Raw genomic sequence first — 18035 nt, 5'->3', positions numbered from 1 at the left:
TTAAAAAGATAAGGATGCCGAAGGGCATCCTTTTTTTCGTGTAAAGCCAAATGTTTTATTTGGACAGCTTTATTTAAACCACGCTGTTGTCCAGGCCGAAGACTTCGCTGAGGGCGGAGTCGTCAAGATCAGCGATCCAGGTTTCACCGGCGTTCACCGTCAGTTCCGCAATGGCCCTCTTGGATTCCAGCAACGCGTTAATCTTTTCTTCGAAGGTTCCCTTGGTGATGAAACGGTGAACCTGAACGTTCTTCTTCTGGCCAATACGGAAGGCGCGGTCGGTGGCCTGGGCTTCGATGGCGGGGTTCCACCAGAGATCGTAATGGATGACCTGGCTTGCTGCGGTAAGGTTGAGGCCGGTGCCCGCTGCTTTCAAGGAAAGAATCAGTACCTTGGACTCGGGATTTTCCTGGAAGTCCTGTACCATGGAGTTTCGCTGGCTCTGGGTGCAGCCACCGTGATAGAAGTTGGCCGCAATGCCCAGTTCCTCCTTGATGGAACTTTTCAGCAAATTGCCCATTTCGGTGAACTGCGTAAAGATGATGGTTTTTTCACCCTGCTCCTGAATAGTTCTTAGCAAGTCAATAAGCATTTGCAACTTGCCGGATTCCAGGACCGGAGTTGCTTCGGGTTCAGTTGCTGAATTTTCGCTGGAGTCTTGCGCCTCGTTCCTCGAACCTGCAACCTCGCGCCTCGTGCCTTTTATATAGGTTGCGGGGTGGTTGCAAATTTGCTTGAGGGCAAGAATCATCTGCAAGATGATGCCCTTGCGCTTGAAGGAGGAATTGCCGGCTCCACTTGCGCCGCCGTCGCTTACGCCGGATGTGGCTGCGGCCTGTTCCCGCATCATCTCTTCAAGTTCCAGGTCGGCAAGGAACTTGTCCAAAGTAGTCTTGTACAGGATTGCCTGGGACTTGGTAAGTTCCGCGTACTCATCCTGAATAATCTTGTCTGGCAGGTCGCTAATGATGGACTTGTCGGTCTTGAGGCGGCGCAACATAAAGGGTGCCGTAATCTTGCGGAACTGTTCCGCTACAGGCTGACTTCCATTCTTTTGAATAGGGATTTCAAAACGTTCGTGGAATTCAGATGCACTGGGGAGAATGCCGCGGTTGCAGAAATCCATGATGGTCCAGAATTCAAGCAGACGGTTTTCCACGGGAGTACCGCTCATGGCGATCTTCATGGGAGCCTGCATGGATCGCAGCAGTTTGCTTTGATCGCTGTCTGCGTTCTTGATGTTCTGGGCTTCGTCAATAATGACGACTTGCCACTGGCGTTCCTTAAGCTTGTCCACATCCTTGCGGAAGGTTGCGTAGGTAGTGAGAAGAACGTCGGCATTGAACTTCTGCAAATCTCTGGAACCGCCATGGTAAGGCATAAAGGTGAGCTCCGGAGCAAACTTCCTGATTTCCATTTGCCAGTTGCACAAAAGACCTGCGGGCAATACTACCAGGGCCTTGTTATCGTCCAGTTTACCTTCCTGCTTGATTTTCAGAAGGTAGGTGATGACCTGCAAGGTTTTTCCCAAGCCCATGTCGTCGGCGAGAATGCAACCGAATCCCATATCCAGATTCTTGTACATCCAGGAATAGCCGCGCAGCTGGTAGGGGCGCAGTGTGGCGTTGAGACCTGTGGGTAATTCGATTTCCGATTCGCCGCGCCAAGCTTCAATCTGGCTTTTCATCTGGTCGGTGAGGGTGACGCCCACGCTTTCGCATTGGCCGGTAAGGCATGCCTGCACCAGTTTCGCCTGGGTGATTTCCTTGTCCGGTTCGCCGGACTGTTTCTTCTCCACCCGTTCCTGGAGGTTCTTCAAATCCTCGTCGGTAATGTGGATGTACTGGGACTTGTATTTCAAAAGTCCCTCGGCATTTTTCGCAAGTTTCAAGAATTCTTCGGCAGAAATTTCTTCGTCGCCAATCGCCACTTCCCAATCGAAATCCAGGAGGTCTTGGGCCTTGAATGCGCCGTAGCTCATGGTGCCCTGCACACGCATCTGGGTTTTCGGGCGACCCACGTTCATCAAGGACTTGGGCAGTTCCGCCTGAATGCCAAGAACCTCCAGCTTCTTGAGGGAGTTCTGCAAGAAGTCCAGAAGTTCTGCACCATGCATGATGATGGAACTGCTGGCCTTCCGCTCCAAGTATTTCTCCATGGGCTTGAAGGCTTCTGCAATTCCGTTCAAAATGCTGAGGATGGATAGTAAACGGGAATCGTTGCTTTCGAAAAGTGCTGCGAGAGGCGTGCGGACACTTCCTGTTCCCGTATCGTCGAGAACGAAAACGTCCAATGCAATTTCGTTCCCAATCTCGGAGCAGGAGAAGAGAATCTGGGCGCGGAAATCCAGGGAGCTATAGACGGAAAACCACTGCTGGATTTTTCCGGGAATGGCGTGGGCGTTGTTGGCCAGCTTTCCGGAAATGCAGTTGAAGAAAAACACCAGCAGGTTTTCGTGCTTGCTCTTTTGAGTCTGGGGCTTGAACTTTCGGGCGAATCGCAGCAGTTGTCCGATGAAAAGGGAAAGGATGTGCTCTGCAGGGGAGAGCAGGAGCTGTCGGTCTTCGTCGCGGTCCAGCAGGGCGATGCTTGCGGGGGCGAACTTCTCGAATTCTGCAACCACAGCCAAAACGTCGGGCAGCATTTCTGCCGGAAGCCACCGCATCTGTGCCACGTCCTTTCCAATCCAGAAGACCTGGGGATAGATGGCGCCTGTTTTTACCAGATGGAATGCGGCCATCAGGGCGCGGTGCAGGAAACGCACCGTCACGTGGTGCATAAAGAAGTTTCCGCGGCTCAGGGCGCAGAGGGCGCCCATGGCAGTTTCCACGGAAAGGTCGGAACTGATGACCTGGCCGTCCTTGGCCTGGATGAAATGCCATTTCCAGCCGTCGGAGTGGACCACCTGAAGGGATTCTCCCTCCATCATGAATGTCTTATTATTATATAGGCGGAACTGTTCCGCGAAATCGTAGAAGGTCTCGAATTCGGAATAGTACTTGCGGCAGAACTCCATTTCGTCGGCGAAACTTTTGCGGAAATTGCCTGCGGGGCAGAAGTCCGGGAAGTTCTGCAACATGGCCGGGAGAATTCTGGAGTAGTCGTGCCATTCGTCAAAATTGATTTCGGGAACGCGACCGTTGGAATTTTCCTGGTCCGCGATGAGGTCGTCCTTTTCCGTGGGCACGCCCCTTACGCCTTGAACCAGGGCGCTTTCGTAAGGCGCTTCCATGACTTCCGTCTGTTCAATTTTCAGATCCTTCAAGAATTCAATATCCATTCCGTGGATCTTGAATAGGACGAAGGGGTTGTCCACCATTTCCTTGGCGATACCCAGGAATGTGGTGATGACGTACTTGCAAGGCTGAGAATCCTTACAGCCGCAGCCCATTTTTACAGCATCGGCGGAATCGAACAGCGTAATTCCGCATTTGGACAACAGCAATTCCAGGGACTGGTTTAAGGTGTCGTTGGATAATGCCCTTAGTTCGGTGGGTTGCTGTTTCAGGAGGCTGACTAGAACGTCGGTCTTTTCCTTGGGAATTTTTGGGAAGACGATATAGTTGTCGTGAGATCCGCCGTTTGGCCCTCTGACATGGGAGACGATTCGGTTGTCGGCGATTTCCAGGGAGGAGAGCTGGCCTCGACTGAAGTATCGAAGGGCCGTAGTGATGGTTTCGCTCTGCGCATTTTGCAGCAGAGTTTCCAGCCATTTCTTGCTCCACCAAGTATTTCCGGAATATCCAAAATCCATTGTCGGTGGCAATATAGAAATAAACGGGTGCAAAAAAATGACATTGGTGTGCTTTTTTGTGCAGTATAAAATTAGCCGGACCTAGGGTCGAGGTACGTCCTGAAAAGACAAAAATCGGTGGTGAAATGTGGGTAAAATCAAAAATGGTGGGCGAAAGTGGGGCGAGAATGTAATAAAATGGTAGGAAATCTTGCCAAAGTGGTTGGAAGTGGGTATATTTGTCCTGTGTGTATATAATTCCATGTGTTGTGTAAAATTGTGATGGAATAGTGTGTAATGAACGATAAACCGAAACGTTTTAGAGGTCAGGCCAAATCGGCTATCGACGGAAAGGGAAGGTGCGCCTTCCCTCGGGAATTCCGTCGTCAATTGACCGAAGAAGACGGGACGGAATTCATGCTGACATATTGGGCCGACGGCAAACTCCGCCTGTTTGTTATGTCAGAATATGACAAGTTCATGGACGAGTTGGATCAATACCCCGACCTCGAAAAAGCAGAACAATTCCGTCTGTCTCTCCAGTCTTCCACAGTGGAACTGGATGGACAGAACCGCATTTTACTCCCTAAGGATAAAATCCAGTATGCTGGACTTACTAGTGGTGTAACTTTCGTTGAGTACCGCGGCAAGTCCCTGGAATTGTGGAGCACAGAAAGATACGAAGCCAAGGTTTCTTCTCTCAGAGGAGATGCTATGGATGAGTTCAATAAGATGTGCATGACTGGCTTTTCGAGGGGATTGAATGTCCAAAAGTGATCCCCAAGTAAAATCCCTGCAGACTAGTGAAATTTTGAATAGCGCCGGCGGCGTTGTTCGCTCCTGTACCGATGCCGCAACAGCTGGTGTCGAAAATGGTGTCTTCTATCACGATCCTGTGATGCTCAAGCAGTGCCTGGAAGGCCTCCGTCTTGAAAGCGGTTCTGAACTGAACAAGTCTGGTGAAATTCTCGCTGACGGAACCTTCGTTGACTGCACCCTCGGTGGTGGCGGCCATTCCTATGCTATTGCAACCCGTCTTTCCGCAGCAGGCACGTTGCATGCCTTCGACCGCGACGATGACGCAGTGAAGTTTGCCACCAAGCGTCTTGCTGGTGTTGCTCCTCAGTTTATTGTCCATCCGGTTCCGTTCAGTGAACTGGGTAACGAAATTTCTGCCGACGCTGTAGACGGTGTCCTTTACGATCTTGGAATCAGCAGCCATCAGGTTGATGATTCCTCTCGCGGTTTTACCTTCGTAGGTAACAATCCGCTGGATCTCCGCATGGATCGCCGTGAAGAAGTTTCTGCCCAGGAATGGCTCCGTGCCGTAAGCGCCGACGACCTTGCCGAAGCTCTCCGCAAGAACGCCGACATGGACCGTGCATTTAAGCTTGCTACCCGCATTATTGAAATTGCTGCAGAAACATCTCGCGAAGGTCGCGACATTCTGCCTAGCGATATCAAGGTTGCCGTAGAAGCAGTCTTCCCGGATAAGCGCCGTGATGCCAACAGCCTTATGGCCCGTGTGTTCCAGGCTGTCCGTATGGAAGTGAATGGCGAACTCCGCCAGATTGAAACTAGCATCCGTTCTGCAGTGGATTGCCTTAAGGTGGGCGGTCGTCTGGTGGTCATGAGCTACCACTCTGTGGAAGACCGTTGCGTCAAGGATGTTTGTGCAGAATTTGAAAAGGCTTGTATTTGCCCGGAACACTTGCCTGTATGCATGTGCGGTGGCAATCATCAGCGCCTCAAGAAGGTGAACCGTAAGCCGATTCTTCCTTCTGATAATGAAGTTGCCGTCAACAGCAGGGCTCGCTCTGCGAAACTTAGGGTATACGAACGGGTATGAGTGAACAAGTGAAGAACATTCCCGTCTTCTACTCCAACCGCACCATTGTGCGGGGTTTCATTGTTGTTGTCCTGATGGCTGGCCTCAACTTGATTTTGCCTTTGTATATGCAGAATCGTCTGACTCGTCTTTATGAAAAGTCCCATGAGCTTTCCAAGCAGGTGGGCCTTTTGGATCGTCAGATCCTTCTGCAGGAATTTGAAATCAATAAGCTGAGCTCCCTGGAAAACCTGTCCGGTTTTGCAGAAGAAGCTGGCTATGACTTGAATGCTGTACCTACCAAGGTACGTTTGTCCGGGGGATCAAAATGAAATTGATCAATTACATTAATCCCCTGTTCATCATCAAGATTCTGGTGTACTGCATTATCTGCGTGATTGCCTTGCAGACATTCCTTATCCAGGTTCCGAACCGCGAGGTTTACCAGGCTGAAACCAAGACCATGGTGACCCGCACCAAGAACATCTATGCAGAACGCGGCCAGATCATGGATCGCAATGGAGTTGTCTTTGCTGACAATCTCCGTGATTCCGTAAAGACCGAAGATTTTACCCGCGTATTCCTGCAGGGCAAACTTGCTTCCCAGATTGTGGGCAAGGTTGGCTATAATGGCGTGGGTAGCATGGGCATGGAACGTATTTTCGACTTGCGTCTCCGAGGTAGTGAAGGTTTCCGCGTCAGCATTCAAGATGCCAAGAGTCGCGAAATCTACGGCCGTTCTGAAAACGTTGCTGAAGCTGAGCCGGGCAAGAACCTTGTCTTGACAATCGACCGCAATATGCAGGAAATTGTTGAAAAGGAACTGAAGGCTGGCGTTAACGAATTCAAGGCAACAAGCGCAAGCGCCGTGGTTGTGGATCCTTATACTGGTGAAGTTCTTGCCATGGCAAGCTATCCCACTTTCGATCCCAACTCCAAAAAGCAGGGCGTTGGTAGCATGGCCAAGAACGATATTGTGGCAATGTCCTACGAACCAGGCTCCACTTTCAAGGTGATTACCGCTGCCGCTGCCTTGGAAAATGGTGTTGTTTCTCCAGATTCTGTTTTTGAAAACGAAGGCAAGTGCTGGAAGTGGAGCGAAAAGTCTGAAAAGATTTGCGATACCCACGTTTACGGTGACATGGATATGGCTGAAGCCATGGTTCAGTCTTCCAATATTGTCTACGGCAAGATTGCAGACAAGGTTGGTGCAGAAAAGCTTTATCTCATGGCTCGTAACTTTGGCTTTGGTATGAGAACTTCCGACGCTTTCTATGGTGAAGAATCAGGCAAGATTCTCCAGCCCTACGAATTGAGCCGTGATGATCGTACCTTGAAAACCATGGGCTTTGGCCACGCATTGATGGCTACTCCGATCCAGTTGGTGATGGCCTATTCCGCTGTTGCCAATGGCGGTAAGCTGATGGAACCCATGATTGTGAAGGAATGGCGTGATTCCAAGGGCAACCTGGTTGAAAAGAAGGAACCTGTGGAAGTTCGTCGAGTGATTTCTGAAAAGACTGCCGCAAGTATTCGCCAGATGCTTCACCGTGTTGTGAACAACGGTACTGCAAAGAAGGTGATGAGCAAGAAGATTCCGGATGTGGTCTTTGGTGGAAAGACTGGTACTGCTGAAAAGTACAACCAGGAAACCCACAAGTATGACCGCGATCATCAGGTGGCTTCCTTCATTGGTCTCGCTCCTGTTGAAAATGTTCGCTATGTCTGCATGGTTCTGGTGGATGATCCACAAACCGCGCAGAAACACGGTGGTAATACCGCTGGCCCGATTTTCCGTCGCATCATGGAAGCCGTTTATTATCATCCGCAGCTTTCTCCTGCATCCTACGGCTTGGAAGTTGTGGATGCCAAGAGCCGTTGCAAGGGTGATTATGTGGGTATGAAGTCCGACGCTGCCAAGGCCTTGGCCGCTTCCAGAAATTGCCCGGTTCAGTTTGAAGGTGAAGGCAACCGCGTTATTTCCGAACGCAGGGACAGAAGTGATTCCCTCGGAATCACCTTGATGCTTGGCGAAATGACTGCGGGCAAGATGCCGGATCTTAAGGGTCTTTCCTTGAAGGATGCTCTGGAAATTGCCGGAAACATCCGTATGAATGTGGAATATACAGGCAAGGGTCGCGTTGTTGCCCAATCCCCGAAAGCCGATGAAGAATTACGTAAAGGGCAGATTTGCAAACTGACGTTGAAGGAGAGGAGCTAATGCTGTCTGATACTTTGATGAAGAACTTGAATGTTCAAGGTTTGTGCGACGATTCCCGCCGCGTGAAGGCAAACGATTTGTTCTTCTCGATTCCTGCTGAAGGAGCCGATGTTTTCGCCCGTAATGCAATTGCTGCGGGTGCTGTGGCCGTCGTTGCCGAAACTATCGCTCCCGAAGGATTGACTTCCAAGTGGATTCAGGTTTCCGATGTTCGCGTAGCCCGTCTTGAAGCAGCAAAGATTTTCTATAAGGATCCTTTTGCAAAGCTTGCTTGCCATGCAATTACTGGCACAAACGGCAAGACCACCAGCGCCTTCCTCATGGATGCAATGCTTACTGCTGCAGGTCATAAGGTCGCTCTTCTCGGTACCATCAAGAACAAGGTGGGCGATGTTTCCGTTCCTGCCAACTTGACCACCCCGGGTCTTTTGGATTTGTTCGCTTTTGCTGCAAAGGCTGTGGAAGTAGGTTGCACCGACTTGGTGATGGAAGCTTCTTCTCATGCACTGCACCAGGGCCGTGTAGCTGGCATCAGCTATCGTAGCGGTTTGTTCAGCAATCTGACCCAGGATCATCTGGATTACCACAAGACCATGGAAGCCTACTTTGAAGCAAAGAAGCTGCTTTTCACAAAGTACCAGGCTGCTGATGGCGTTTCCGTTATCAACGTGGATGACGAACATGGTGCAAAGCTTTGCGAAGAATTGAAAGCTGCTGGCCGTAAGGTTGTGGGTGTTTCTCGCCTTTCTTCTGAAAAGGCTGATGTGAAGCCCGCTGGTGTTGTTGAAAATACCGAAGATGGCTTGAAGTTTGACTTGGCTGGCTTTGGCGCTGACGCTCATTTTGAAACCGCTCTCTGTGGCGACTTCAATGTAGATAACGTGATGCTGGTCCTTTCCTGGGCAAAGGCTGTGGGTATTTCCAAGTCAGCCATGGATAAGGCTCTGGCAGAAGTTCGTGTTCCGGGTCGTTTTGAAAAGGTCTGGAACAAGAACGGTGTCCATGTGGTTGTGGACTATGCTCATACTCCGGATGCATTGGAACGAGTCTTGATGACTGCTCGTTCTCTCTGCCGCGGCAAGCTCTCCACCGTGTTCGGCTGTGGTGGCGACCGTGACAAGACCAAGCGACCCATTATGGGTGCTATCGCAGAAAAGCTGGCTGACAAGGCTTGGCTCACCTCTGATAATCCTCGTACCGAAAATCCCACCGACATCATTAACGATGTCCGTGCCGGTATGAAGACCGATAAGTTTGAAGTTGTTGAAAACCGTGCCGAAGCTATCGCTCGCGCCTGCGCTGAGCTCAAGGATGGCGACTGGCTGGTTGTTGCCGGTAAGGGTCATGAAGACTACCAGATCATCGGCAAGACAAAGCATCATTTTGACGACCACGAGGAAGTGGTGAAGGCAATGGCAAATGTTTAAGCTTGACTTGACAATTAAGGAAATGCTTGAAATCCTGGAGACCACCGCGGTGGGCGTCAATGGACGTACCCAGAACCGCAAGGTGAATCTTTGCATGGATTCTCGAGAAGCCGCCAAGGGCGTAGTCTTTTGGCCGATTAAGGGCGCACGTTTTGATGCCCACCAGTTTGTACCTCAGATGGAAAAGGATGGAGCGCTGATGAGCGTTGTAAATCAGGATGCCGCAGGCATTGAAACCTTCAAGATGTATGCACCGGTAGACGATACTACCAAGGCTCTGTTGAAACTCGCTAAGGGTTATCAGCGTAAGTTCAACGTGAAGAAGGTTGCCATTACCGGATCCAACGGCAAGACGACAACCAAGGGCATGACCCAGGCTGTTCTTTCTGCCAAGTACAATACCCACGCTACTGCAGGTAACTTCAATAACCACATTGGCGTTCCCATGACCTTGTTCCAGCTGAAGCATTCTCACGAAGCTGCTGTTATTGAAATGGGTACCAGCGGTCCTGATGAAATTCGTCCGCTGTCCTTGGCTACCGAACCCGATGTTGCTGTGATTACCAACATTGGCGCAAGCCACTTGGAACGCCTTGGCGACTTGGATGGTGTTTTTGCTGAAAAGAAGACCATTACTGCAGGCCTCAAGAAGGGTGGCGTTCTCATTGTGAATGCTGATGATCCTCGTCTTTGCAAGTGCCGCACCAATTCCAGCTACAAGGTGGTGACTTTCGGTATCAAGCGCGGTATCTACAAACCGGAAAAGTTGTCCTATAACGAAGACAACTGCGCTACCTTCTACATTGGCCGTACCAAGTTCAGTCTGAACGTTCCTGGTATCCATAACGTCTACAATGCTTTGGCAGCAATCGCTGTGGGCGAAGCTTTCAAGATCTCCAAGACCGAAATTGCCAAGGCTTTGGCAACCTTCCGTTCTACTAATATGCGTATGGAATTGAAGAAGGCCAACGGTTTCCAGATTGTTTCTGACTGCTACAATGCAAATCCGTCTTCTACCAAGATGGCTCTGCAGACCATTGGTAACATGAAGGTCAATCGCCGTATCGCTATTCTCGGCGATATGCTTGAATTGGGTAAGTTGACCGATGAACTCCATGTTCAGATGGGTGAACTTGTTCCTGAAATGGATTTCGACATGCTTTTCACTGTTGGCGAAAAGGCGAAACTCTACGTGAAGGGTGCAAAGTCCAAGGGCATGAAGAAGGCTTTCCATTTTAATACTGTACAAGAACTTATCGACAGTTTGACCGAAGTTGTTGCTGAAGGTGATGTCCTCCTGGTGAAGGGCAGCCGCGGCATGCACATGGAGCAGGTTGTTGATGCAATGCTTCGTCTCACTTCTGTAAAGGCTTAAGGGAAAAAAGTTTAGTGGAAAATTCTGTTCAAAATAACGGCATGAACAAGATCCTCCTGGTAGTGACCTTGTTGCTGATCTGCTTTGGTGTAGCAGAGGTGTATACCGCCTCCGCTCCCTTTGCTGTCGCCAATGGCCGTCCTGCAGAATTTTACATGATGGCTCACCTTAAGAAAGCTATCGTCGGTATCGGACTTATTTTGTTCTTTGGTCGCGTCGTTGATTATAGGCATTGGCGCTGGCTGGGACGCATTGCATTTGGTGTTGGTGTTGTCTTGACAATTGCCGCACTTGTGTCCGGTCATGGCGTGAAGGGCGCTAATCGTTGGATTTTGGGCATCCAGCCTTCTGAAATTATGAAACTCGGAATGCTGGTGCTGCTGTGCGAAAAGCTTTCCTTGGCTGGTGACAATATCAAGAGCTTGAAGTGCTCTGTTATCCAGCCGGCAATTCCCGTGGGTATTACAGTTGTGCTTTTGATGCTTCAGCCGAACTATTCCATGATGCTCATCATCTTGATCATTGTGGGTTGCGTTATGCTGACTGCTGGCGTGAATTTGAAGTATATGGGCTATGCTCTTGCCGCCATGGTTCCGGTGCTGCTGTTTAAGCTGTTGTCCTCAACTCATTCTCGTGCACGAATTCTTGCATTCTTTGCTGGTGATGGCGAAATGACTGCTTCTAACTGGCAAGTGGATCATGCTTTGCAGGCTCTCGGAAACGGTGGCTGGTTTGGCACTGGTTTCGGTCAGGGCGTTCAGAAACTTGGTTACCTGCCGGAAGCTCACAAAGACGTGGTTTATGCTGTGGTTGGTGAAGAATTTGGATTTGTGGGAACGATGGCTGTTCTGGTGTTGTTTACCCTCCTGTTTGCACAGGGTTTCAAGATTGCTCAGAACTCCTCCACCCGCTTTGGAAAATACTTGGCCTTGGCCTTGACTCTTTCCATCTTTATGAATTTCGCAATCCACATTTGCGTTTGTATCGATCTTGGACCGACGACAGGCCAGCCTCTGCCCTTCCTGAGCTTTGGAGGAACAAACCTGATTTATTCCTCTGTCGTCATTGGAATCTTGCTGAACATTTCTCGTCCGAACTCTGGAAGATTGATTAAGGAACCTTTCTCCAGCAGAGCTTCACTTGAAAGCAGCGTACTTAGGAATTTTGAATTTACAAGGAGTGGCGTATGAAGAAGTTTCTTTTCGTATGCGGTGGTACCGGTGGTCACATTTTCCCGGCAGTAGCTATTGCCGATAGCCTGAAGAAGATGGGCGTGACCGACATTACTTTTGCTGGCCGTAAGGGTTCTATGGAAGAACGCCTGGTTGCAAAGAACTGGCCCTATGAATACATCTCTGCCGAACCGCTTCACCGTGGTCCGTTCCTTAAGAATTTGGCTTTGCCCTTCAAACTGACCAAGTCTCTCGTTCGCGCCAAGAGCGTTATCAAGAAGGTGAGCCCGGATGTTGTCGTAGCTACCGGTGGTTACGTTTCTTTGCCGATCGTTCTTGCCGCAGGTTCCATGGGTATTCCTGTTTATCTGCAGGAACAGAATGCTGTTGCAGGTATTGCTAACAAGGTCGGCTCCCGTTATGCAAAGACCATCTTCGTGACTTCTGAAGAAGCAGGCAAGTCTTTCCCCATCGAAAAGATTCGCATCCTGGGCAACCCGGTTCGCGAATTGCCGACCGAAGACTCCTTGGCTCGTCCGGCTGAATTTGCCGCAGGCAAGAAGGCTGTGTTTATCGTTGGTGGCTCTCAGGGTGCTGCAGGCATCAACAACAAGATTGAAGAAAGCATCAAGGCTATTACCGCCCGTGAAGACGTATCTGTGGTCTGGCAGGTGGGTGTAAAGAACGTTGACGCTATCAACGCTCGCCTCGGTGAAATGCCCAATGTTGCTGTTCGCGGCTTTCTTGATGGCATCTACTCTTATATGAAGCATGCAGACTTGATCATCAGCCGCGCTGGTGCATCTGCTCTTGCTGAAATTTTGGCTTTCGGTAAGCCGTCTATCTTGCTCCCGTTCCCTCATGCAACTGCAAACCATCAGGAACATAACGCACGTGTTGTGGAAAAGGCTGGTGCAGCTCTCGTTGAACTGGATGCTGAAGAAAATCATTTGTGGGAAAAGGTGGAAACACTTCTGGCCGACGAAAAGCGTTTGGCCGACATGGCTACTGCAGCAAAGACTTTGGGTATGCCTGATGCTGCCGACCAGATTGCAAAAATTATCCTGGATAAGGAGAATGCATAATGCAGATTAATGATTGCAAACGTGTTCGCCGCCTGCATTTCGTAGGTATCGGTGGTGCCGGCATGTCCGGTATCGCTGAAGTGCTTCACGCTAATGGCTTTATTGTTAGCGGTTCCGACATGAGCGAAAGCGCTGTCGTGGACTACCTCAGAGGTTTGGGCATTCGTGTTGACCCTAAGCACGATGCAAAGAATGTTGAAGATGCTGATCTGGTTGTTTACTCTTCTGCAGTTCCTCATGATAATCCGGAATTGATGGAAGCTCGCAACCGCCGCATTCCTGTCATCAAGCGCGCAGAAATGCTGGGTGAATTGATGCGTATGAAGTATACGCTCTCTATCGCTGGTACTCACGGCAAGACCACCACCACTTCTATCGTTGGCCAGATTTGGGAAGAAGCTGGCTTGGATCCCACCATTATCGTTGGCGGTGTGGTGAAGGGTCATGGCAGTGGCGCCAAGGTGGGTAAGGGCAATTACCTCATTGCTGAATCCGACGAATTTGACCGTAGCTTCCTTTCCATGATGCCGTCTTCTGCAATCATTACCAACATTGACGCAGACCATCTGGATACCTACGAAAATATCGAAGACATCAAGGATGCTTTCGTACAGTTTGCAAATAAGATTCCGTTCTACGGTCAGATTATTCTCTGCCTGGATGATTCCAATGTGCAGCAGATTTTGGCCCGTTTGAAGAAGCCTGTGATTACTTACGGTTTCTCCCGTCAGGCAAAGTACCGCGTGGACAACCTCCGTTTCGAAAAGGGTTTCCCGGTATTTGAAATTTTGAACGATGGAGTTAGCCTCGGTGAATTCCGCCTCCAGATTCCTGGCCGTCACAATGTGCTGAATGCAACAGCTGCTGTGGCCTTGGCTGTGGAAGAAGGTATTTCTGCCGATATTGCCCGCAAGGCAGTGGCAGCCTTCGAAGGTGTGAAGCGCCGCTTTGAATTTATCGGTGAAAAGAATGGTGTGATGGTCTTTGATGACTATGCTCATCATCCGACTGAAGCAACTGCAACTTTGCTTGGCTTCCGCGATGCATTCCCGGACAAGCGAATCATCGTTGCTTTCCAGCCTCATCTTTTCACTCGTACCCGCGACCAGCACGAAGCTTTTGGTAGTGCATTTGCCAACTGCGACGTTCTGCTTGCAACCGATATTTATCCCGCCCGTGAAAAGCCCATCGAAGGTGTTACCGGAGCCCTGGTTGCTGACAGCGCCACCGCCCGCGGCCATCGCGATGCCCGTTTCATTGGCGACCAGATGAACTTGCTCCCCATTTTGAAGAAGGAACTTCGCGAAGGTGATGTGGTTGTTCTCATGGGCGCAGGTAGCATCTACAAGCTTGGTGAAATAATTCTCGAGGAATGCGTCTAGTACATAGGAACAAAGAACTTGAGTCAACGTGATACTACATTGCTTGGCCGCAGAATCGGCTACAACGAGCGCAAACGCAAGGAAGCTCGTGTCCAGAAAGTAAAGTCTGGCACTGCTCGCGTGGCTCGCTGGTTTAAGCGTGGTGGCTGGGCTTTGCTCGTCGCCGTGGTAGCTATCGCTGTGGCCTTGTGGCATGAACGTTTCTATCTCCAGCGCTTCAATCCTCTGGAACTTCGCCACTTGCAGTATGTGGAAATTGAAGGCAACCGTATGCTTTCTTGGGAAGATGTGATGCAGAATGCCCAGGTGGAAACTGGCATGCTCATGTCTGAACTGAATGCAGACTCCGTCGCTTCCAACTTGATGCTGATTCCGTTGATCAGTTCTGTGGAAGTGGAAAAGAGATTCCCGTCCTCCTTGTTTATCAAGTTGCAGGAATCTTCTCCGGTGCTTTCTGTTCTTGATCAGGGTAAGGCCAAGGTTTATTCCGAAAAGGGAATTTCCATGCCGCTTTCCATGGCAACGGCCATGCGCTTGCCGGTTTTGGACAATGAATCCTTGGATAAGGTTGAAGTCATTGCGACCTTCCTGAATACCATGAGGAAGATGAACAACGCTTTGTACGAAGATGTGTCCCAGGTGGGTTGGGATGAAGAGAACAAGGCTGTAGAAGTGTTTTTTAGAGATGTTGGATATCGTGTTCTTTATCCGGCATCGGGTTGGCAGAAAGACGACTTCGCCCTGTATGAATCTTTGGGTGAAGGCTTTGCCAAGGACCTGCGTTGCGCAGGGGAGGTGGACATGAGATTTCATGGCTTTGCCTATGTAAGGAATTTTGATAAGAGGTGCGTCAATGGATGATAACAAGCAAACCATAAAGAAGGAAGATTACATCTTTGGCCTTGATATCGGGGCATCCAAGGTGAATCTGTTTGTTGGTATTTCCGAAGGAAGTTCCGTTCGCGTTGTCGAATGCGGTGATTTCCCGTTGGCAAATGCCGAGGAATTCGACTTGATCGTCGAAACCTTGCAGAAAGCTGCATCCCAGCTTGAACTTTCCGCTGGTGTGGACGTCCGTGACGTGTATGTGGGCATTGCCGGTAAGCATGTCCAGTCTTACTGCTGCGACGGTATCATTACCTTGTCTACAGGCGAAGTTCGCGAAGAAGATATTGAAAATGTCCAGAAGCAGGCTAGCACTCTTCCTGCTTCCGCCGGTGAAATCATCCATGTGTTTCCCGGTGAATACACCATTGATGACGATGGTCCGATCCGCAATCCGAAGGGTCGCTCCGGTCGTCGTTTGAAGGCTAACGTTCAGGTGGTCACCTCCCGCCAGAACGCTATGCAGAATTTGGCAAAGTGCATCCAGAAGGCAGGCCTCAATGTGGCTGGCTTCGTGCTTGAACCGTTGGCAGCAGCTAGCGCAGTTCTCACCGATGACGAACGCGAATTAGGCGTTGCCTTGGTGGATATTGGTGCTGGCTCTGCTGACATTGCCGTCTTTGTCAACGACTCTGTTCGCTATACAGCATCTCTGGACTTAGCTGGTAACGTGATTACCAGTGACATTTGCAAGTGCTTGCAAGTTCCTATCGCACTCTCCAAGGCTGAAGAAGTCAAGAAGAAGTACGGTACTTGCGTTATCAGCAACTTGATTGAAGATGAAACTTTCCCGGTTCCCGCAGTTGGTGACCGTGGCGACGTCCCGTGCTCCCGCAAGCTTTTGGCACAGGTGATTACGGCTCGCGTTAACGAAATCTTCCAGTTGCTGGCAAAGGATCTTAAGAAACATCAATTGGATTCTATCATCAACGGTGGCATCGTCTTGACTGGTGGCTGCTGCTCTTTGGATGGTATTGACAACGTGGCTTCCAAGGCATTTGGCAAGCCGGTTCGTATTGGTCGCCCCAAGGGCATGAGCGGTATTCAGGAAGCATACCAGAATCCGTCCTATGCAACAGGTATTGGCCTTCTTTACTACGCCAACAAGCAGTATCGCGAAAAGAAGAGAAACGAAACTGGCACCCAGATTGCAGTTTCCGTCAAGAAAGGATTCCAACGTTTTGTTGACATCATCAAAGCTTATCTATAACAACATCAACACTCAAAATCAGGGAGATTAAATCATGAGTGAATTCGACAATATCAATTTCGAGGCAAAGTCCCGCATCGTCGGAGACGACAACTCTTTCAGAAACGCTAAGGTTAAGGTGTTCGGCGTCGGTGGCGCAGGTGGCAACACTGTTAACCGCATGAAGCAGATGAATATCGAAGGCGTTGAATACTACGCTGTCAATACCGATATCATGGCTTTGGACATGAGCTTGGCTGATCACAAGATCTCCATCGGCGAAAAGACCACTAAGGGTCTCGGCGCTGGCATGGAACCGGAAAAGGCAAGCAAGGCTGTTGAAGAAAACATTGAAGAACTCAAGGAAGCCATGAAGGGTGCTGACATGGTGTTCGTTACCGCTGGTATGGGCGGTGGTACCGGTACTGGTGCTGCTCCGATCGTTGCTAGCGTTGCTCGCGAACTCGGCATCCTCACTGTCGGCGTTGTGACCAAGCCGTTCCGCTTTGAAGGTAACGCACGTTCCAAGATTGCTCAGCAGGGTATCACCAACCTCCGCGCAGCAGTGGACACCATCATCGTTGTTGAAAACAAGAAGCTCTTGACCCTCCTCCAGGCTTCCAACCAGAAGGCTACCATGGAAGAAGCCTTCAAGATGGCTGACGAAATCCTCGGCAACGCAGTGCAGAGCATTTGCAATATTATGTTCCACCACGGCCTCGTCCATGTTGACTTTGCTGATATTCGTAAGGTCATGCTCAAGGGCGGCAGCGCTCTCATGGGTACCGGTTTCGCTCAGGGTGAAAACCGCGGCATTATGGCTGCAGACATGGCCCTCGCATCTCCGCTTCTGGAAGATATCGACGTCAAGGGTGCATCCGGCGTGCTCATCAACGTGGCTCACGGTGAAAACTACTCTTTGATCGAACATAGCGAAGCTATGGAACACATTTATGAAAAGGTCGGCGAAGAAGGCGATCCGAACATCATCATCGGCGACATCACCATTCCGGAAATGGGCGACAAGGTTTGCATTACCATCATCGCTACCGGTTGCGGTGGTACCTCTGCAGCTCCGGTTCAGGCTCCGGTCATGAACGCAATGCAGCAGACCATGATGCAGACTGGCTTTGCAGCTCCCGTTGTTCCGTCTGCACAGCATGTTGCTCCTGTTGCTCCGGCAGCTCCCGCTCCGGTTCATGGTGTCCAGCAGGCTACTCCGCGTCCGACTTCCATGAACTTTGTTGCTCTGGCTCAGACTCAGGCCGCTCCTGCTGTTGCTCCGGCAGCACCTGCTCCTGAAATGTTTACCCGTCAGATGCCCGCTCAGCAGGCTGCTCCCGTTGCTCCGGCACCGGCTCCTGCTCAGGAACTTCCGTCCCTCACCGATTCTCAGGTGATGCGTGCAGTTGGCGCAGCAATGTTTGCCGATCCGGGCTTCAATGCTAACGCTACCGCAGAAGAAACTACCTTCCGTAGCTCCGAAACCTCTGAATTCTCCGCTGTTGCTGATGACGACATCATGAACGGTGGTACTGCAGGTTTGGAAGTTCCGGCATGGCAGCGTCAGAAGGAAAATGTTACTGTACGTCAGCCCGTTGCTGCTGGCCGTCAGGAAGCAGAAGATTCCCTGAAGCAGGCTGATGTTGACTACAGCTTGCCCGCATACATGCGTATGAATTCCGGAAGGGATTTCTAATCAAACAGTTTCAAGGCCATTAGGTGTAGATAAGCTCTG

The 18035-nt window shown here is 50.3% G+C and carries 13 protein-coding genes; 12 read left to right on the top strand and 1 reads right to left on the bottom strand.

The window, feature by feature from the left end:
* Nucleotides 1-73: 73 nt before the first annotated feature.
* Complete coding sequence (locus tag MJZ25_05700; protein MCQ2123665.1) at nt 74-3754, bottom strand: DEAD/DEAH box helicase; 3681 nt, start codon at nt 3752-3754, stop codon at nt 74-76.
* Nucleotides 3755-4030: 276 nt separating this feature from the next.
* On the opposite strand from MJZ25_05700, the gene MJZ25_05695 reads away from it, so the two are divergent.
* The 12 genes from MJZ25_05695 to ftsZ are packed head-to-tail and all read left to right on the top strand — an operon-like array spanning nt 4031 to nt 17996.
* Nucleotides 4031-4510, top strand: a complete 480-nt coding sequence (locus MJZ25_05695; GenBank protein ID MCQ2123664.1) for an MraZ family transcriptional regulator — start codon at nt 4031-4033, stop codon at nt 4508-4510.
* Entirely contained in the window at nt 4497-5582 is a 1086-nt protein-coding gene (gene rsmH, locus MJZ25_05690) for a 16S rRNA (cytosine(1402)-N(4))-methyltransferase RsmH (GenBank protein MCQ2123663.1), read from the top strand. Before MJZ25_05695 ends, rsmH begins: the two co-directional genes overlap by 14 nt.
* Nucleotides 5579-5893: a hypothetical protein gene (locus MJZ25_05685; protein ID MCQ2123662.1), complete on the top strand. Its 315-nt coding sequence runs from the start codon at nt 5579-5581 to the stop codon at nt 5891-5893. Before rsmH ends, MJZ25_05685 begins: the two co-directional genes overlap by 4 nt.
* Nucleotides 5890-7782 carry a PASTA domain-containing protein gene (locus MJZ25_05680; GenBank protein ID MCQ2123661.1) on the top strand — a complete coding sequence of 631 codons (1893 nt, stop codon included), beginning with the start codon at nt 5890-5892 and terminating at the stop codon, nt 7780-7782. The genes MJZ25_05685 and MJZ25_05680 overlap by 4 nt, the downstream gene beginning before the upstream one ends.
* Complete coding sequence (locus tag MJZ25_05675) at nt 7782-9209, top strand: UDP-N-acetylmuramoyl-L-alanyl-D-glutamate--2,6-diaminopimelate ligase (GenBank protein MCQ2123660.1); 1428 nt, start codon at nt 7782-7784, stop codon at nt 9207-9209. The genes MJZ25_05680 and MJZ25_05675 overlap by 1 nt, the downstream gene beginning before the upstream one ends.
* A complete protein-coding gene (locus MJZ25_05670; GenBank protein MCQ2123659.1) occupies nt 9202-10584 on the top strand; it encodes a UDP-N-acetylmuramoyl-tripeptide--D-alanyl-D-alanine ligase in 1383 nt (460 codons plus the stop codon). Before MJZ25_05675 ends, MJZ25_05670 begins: the two co-directional genes overlap by 8 nt.
* A 41-nt stretch (nt 10585-10625) precedes the next feature.
* Entirely contained in the window at nt 10626-11774 is a 1149-nt protein-coding gene (locus MJZ25_05665; GenBank protein ID MCQ2123658.1) for a putative lipid II flippase FtsW, read from the top strand.
* The gene (gene murG, locus MJZ25_05660; GenBank protein MCQ2123657.1) at nt 11771-12841 is read left to right on the top strand and encodes an undecaprenyldiphospho-muramoylpentapeptide beta-N-acetylglucosaminyltransferase; all 1071 of its coding nucleotides are present in this window, start codon (nt 11771-11773) and stop codon (nt 12839-12841) included. The genes MJZ25_05665 and murG overlap by 4 nt, the downstream gene beginning before the upstream one ends.
* Complete coding sequence (murC, locus tag MJZ25_05655) at nt 12841-14223, top strand: UDP-N-acetylmuramate--L-alanine ligase (protein ID MCQ2123656.1); 1383 nt, start codon at nt 12841-12843, stop codon at nt 14221-14223. The genes murG and murC overlap by 1 nt, the downstream gene beginning before the upstream one ends.
* A gap of 18 nt (nt 14224-14241) precedes the next feature.
* Nucleotides 14242-15084 carry an FtsQ-type POTRA domain-containing protein gene (locus MJZ25_05650; protein ID MCQ2123655.1) on the top strand — a complete coding sequence of 281 codons (843 nt, stop codon included), beginning with the start codon at nt 14242-14244 and terminating at the stop codon, nt 15082-15084.
* Nucleotides 15077-16318, top strand: a complete 1242-nt coding sequence (gene ftsA / locus MJZ25_05645; protein ID MCQ2123654.1) for a cell division protein FtsA — start codon at nt 15077-15079, stop codon at nt 16316-16318. Before MJZ25_05650 ends, ftsA begins: the two co-directional genes overlap by 8 nt.
* 34 nt (nt 16319-16352) lie before the next feature.
* Complete coding sequence (gene ftsZ, locus MJZ25_05640; protein ID MCQ2123653.1) at nt 16353-17996, top strand: cell division protein FtsZ; 1644 nt, start codon at nt 16353-16355, stop codon at nt 17994-17996.
* Nucleotides 17997-18035: the final 39 nt, after the last annotated feature.

It is taken from the genome of Fibrobacter sp., from assembly GCA_024399065.1.
Taxonomy (GTDB): domain Bacteria; phylum Fibrobacterota; class Fibrobacteria; order Fibrobacterales; family Fibrobacteraceae; genus Fibrobacter.
This window is presented reverse-complemented; position numbering and strand designations above follow the sequence as displayed.

Excerpts from the sequence above, each read along its gene's own strand:
- MJZ25_05700 (MCQ2123665.1), bottom strand. The coding sequence starts at position 3,754 with ATGGATTTTGGATATTCCGGAAATACTTGGTGGAGCAAGAAATGGCTG.
- MJZ25_05695 (MCQ2123664.1), top strand. The coding sequence starts at position 4,031 with ATGAACGATAAACCGAAACGTTTTAGAGGTCAGGCCAAATCGGCTATC.
- rsmH (MCQ2123663.1), top strand. The coding sequence starts at position 4,497 with ATGTCCAAAAGTGATCCCCAAGTAAAATCCCTGCAGACTAGTGAAATT.
- MJZ25_05685 (MCQ2123662.1), top strand. The coding sequence starts at position 5,579 with ATGAGTGAACAAGTGAAGAACATTCCCGTCTTCTACTCCAACCGCACC.
- MJZ25_05680 (MCQ2123661.1), top strand. The coding sequence starts at position 5,890 with ATGAAATTGATCAATTACATTAATCCCCTGTTCATCATCAAGATTCTG.
- MJZ25_05675 (MCQ2123660.1), top strand. The coding sequence starts at position 7,782 with ATGCTGTCTGATACTTTGATGAAGAACTTGAATGTTCAAGGTTTGTGC.
- MJZ25_05670 (MCQ2123659.1), top strand. The coding sequence starts at position 9,202 with ATGTTTAAGCTTGACTTGACAATTAAGGAAATGCTTGAAATCCTGGAG.
- MJZ25_05665 (MCQ2123658.1), top strand. The coding sequence starts at position 10,626 with ATGAACAAGATCCTCCTGGTAGTGACCTTGTTGCTGATCTGCTTTGGT.
- murG (MCQ2123657.1), top strand. The coding sequence starts at position 11,771 with ATGAAGAAGTTTCTTTTCGTATGCGGTGGTACCGGTGGTCACATTTTC.
- murC (MCQ2123656.1), top strand. The coding sequence starts at position 12,841 with ATGCAGATTAATGATTGCAAACGTGTTCGCCGCCTGCATTTCGTAGGT.
- ftsA (MCQ2123654.1), top strand. The coding sequence starts at position 15,077 with ATGGATGATAACAAGCAAACCATAAAGAAGGAAGATTACATCTTTGGC.
- ftsZ (MCQ2123653.1), top strand. The coding sequence starts at position 16,353 with ATGAGTGAATTCGACAATATCAATTTCGAGGCAAAGTCCCGCATCGTC.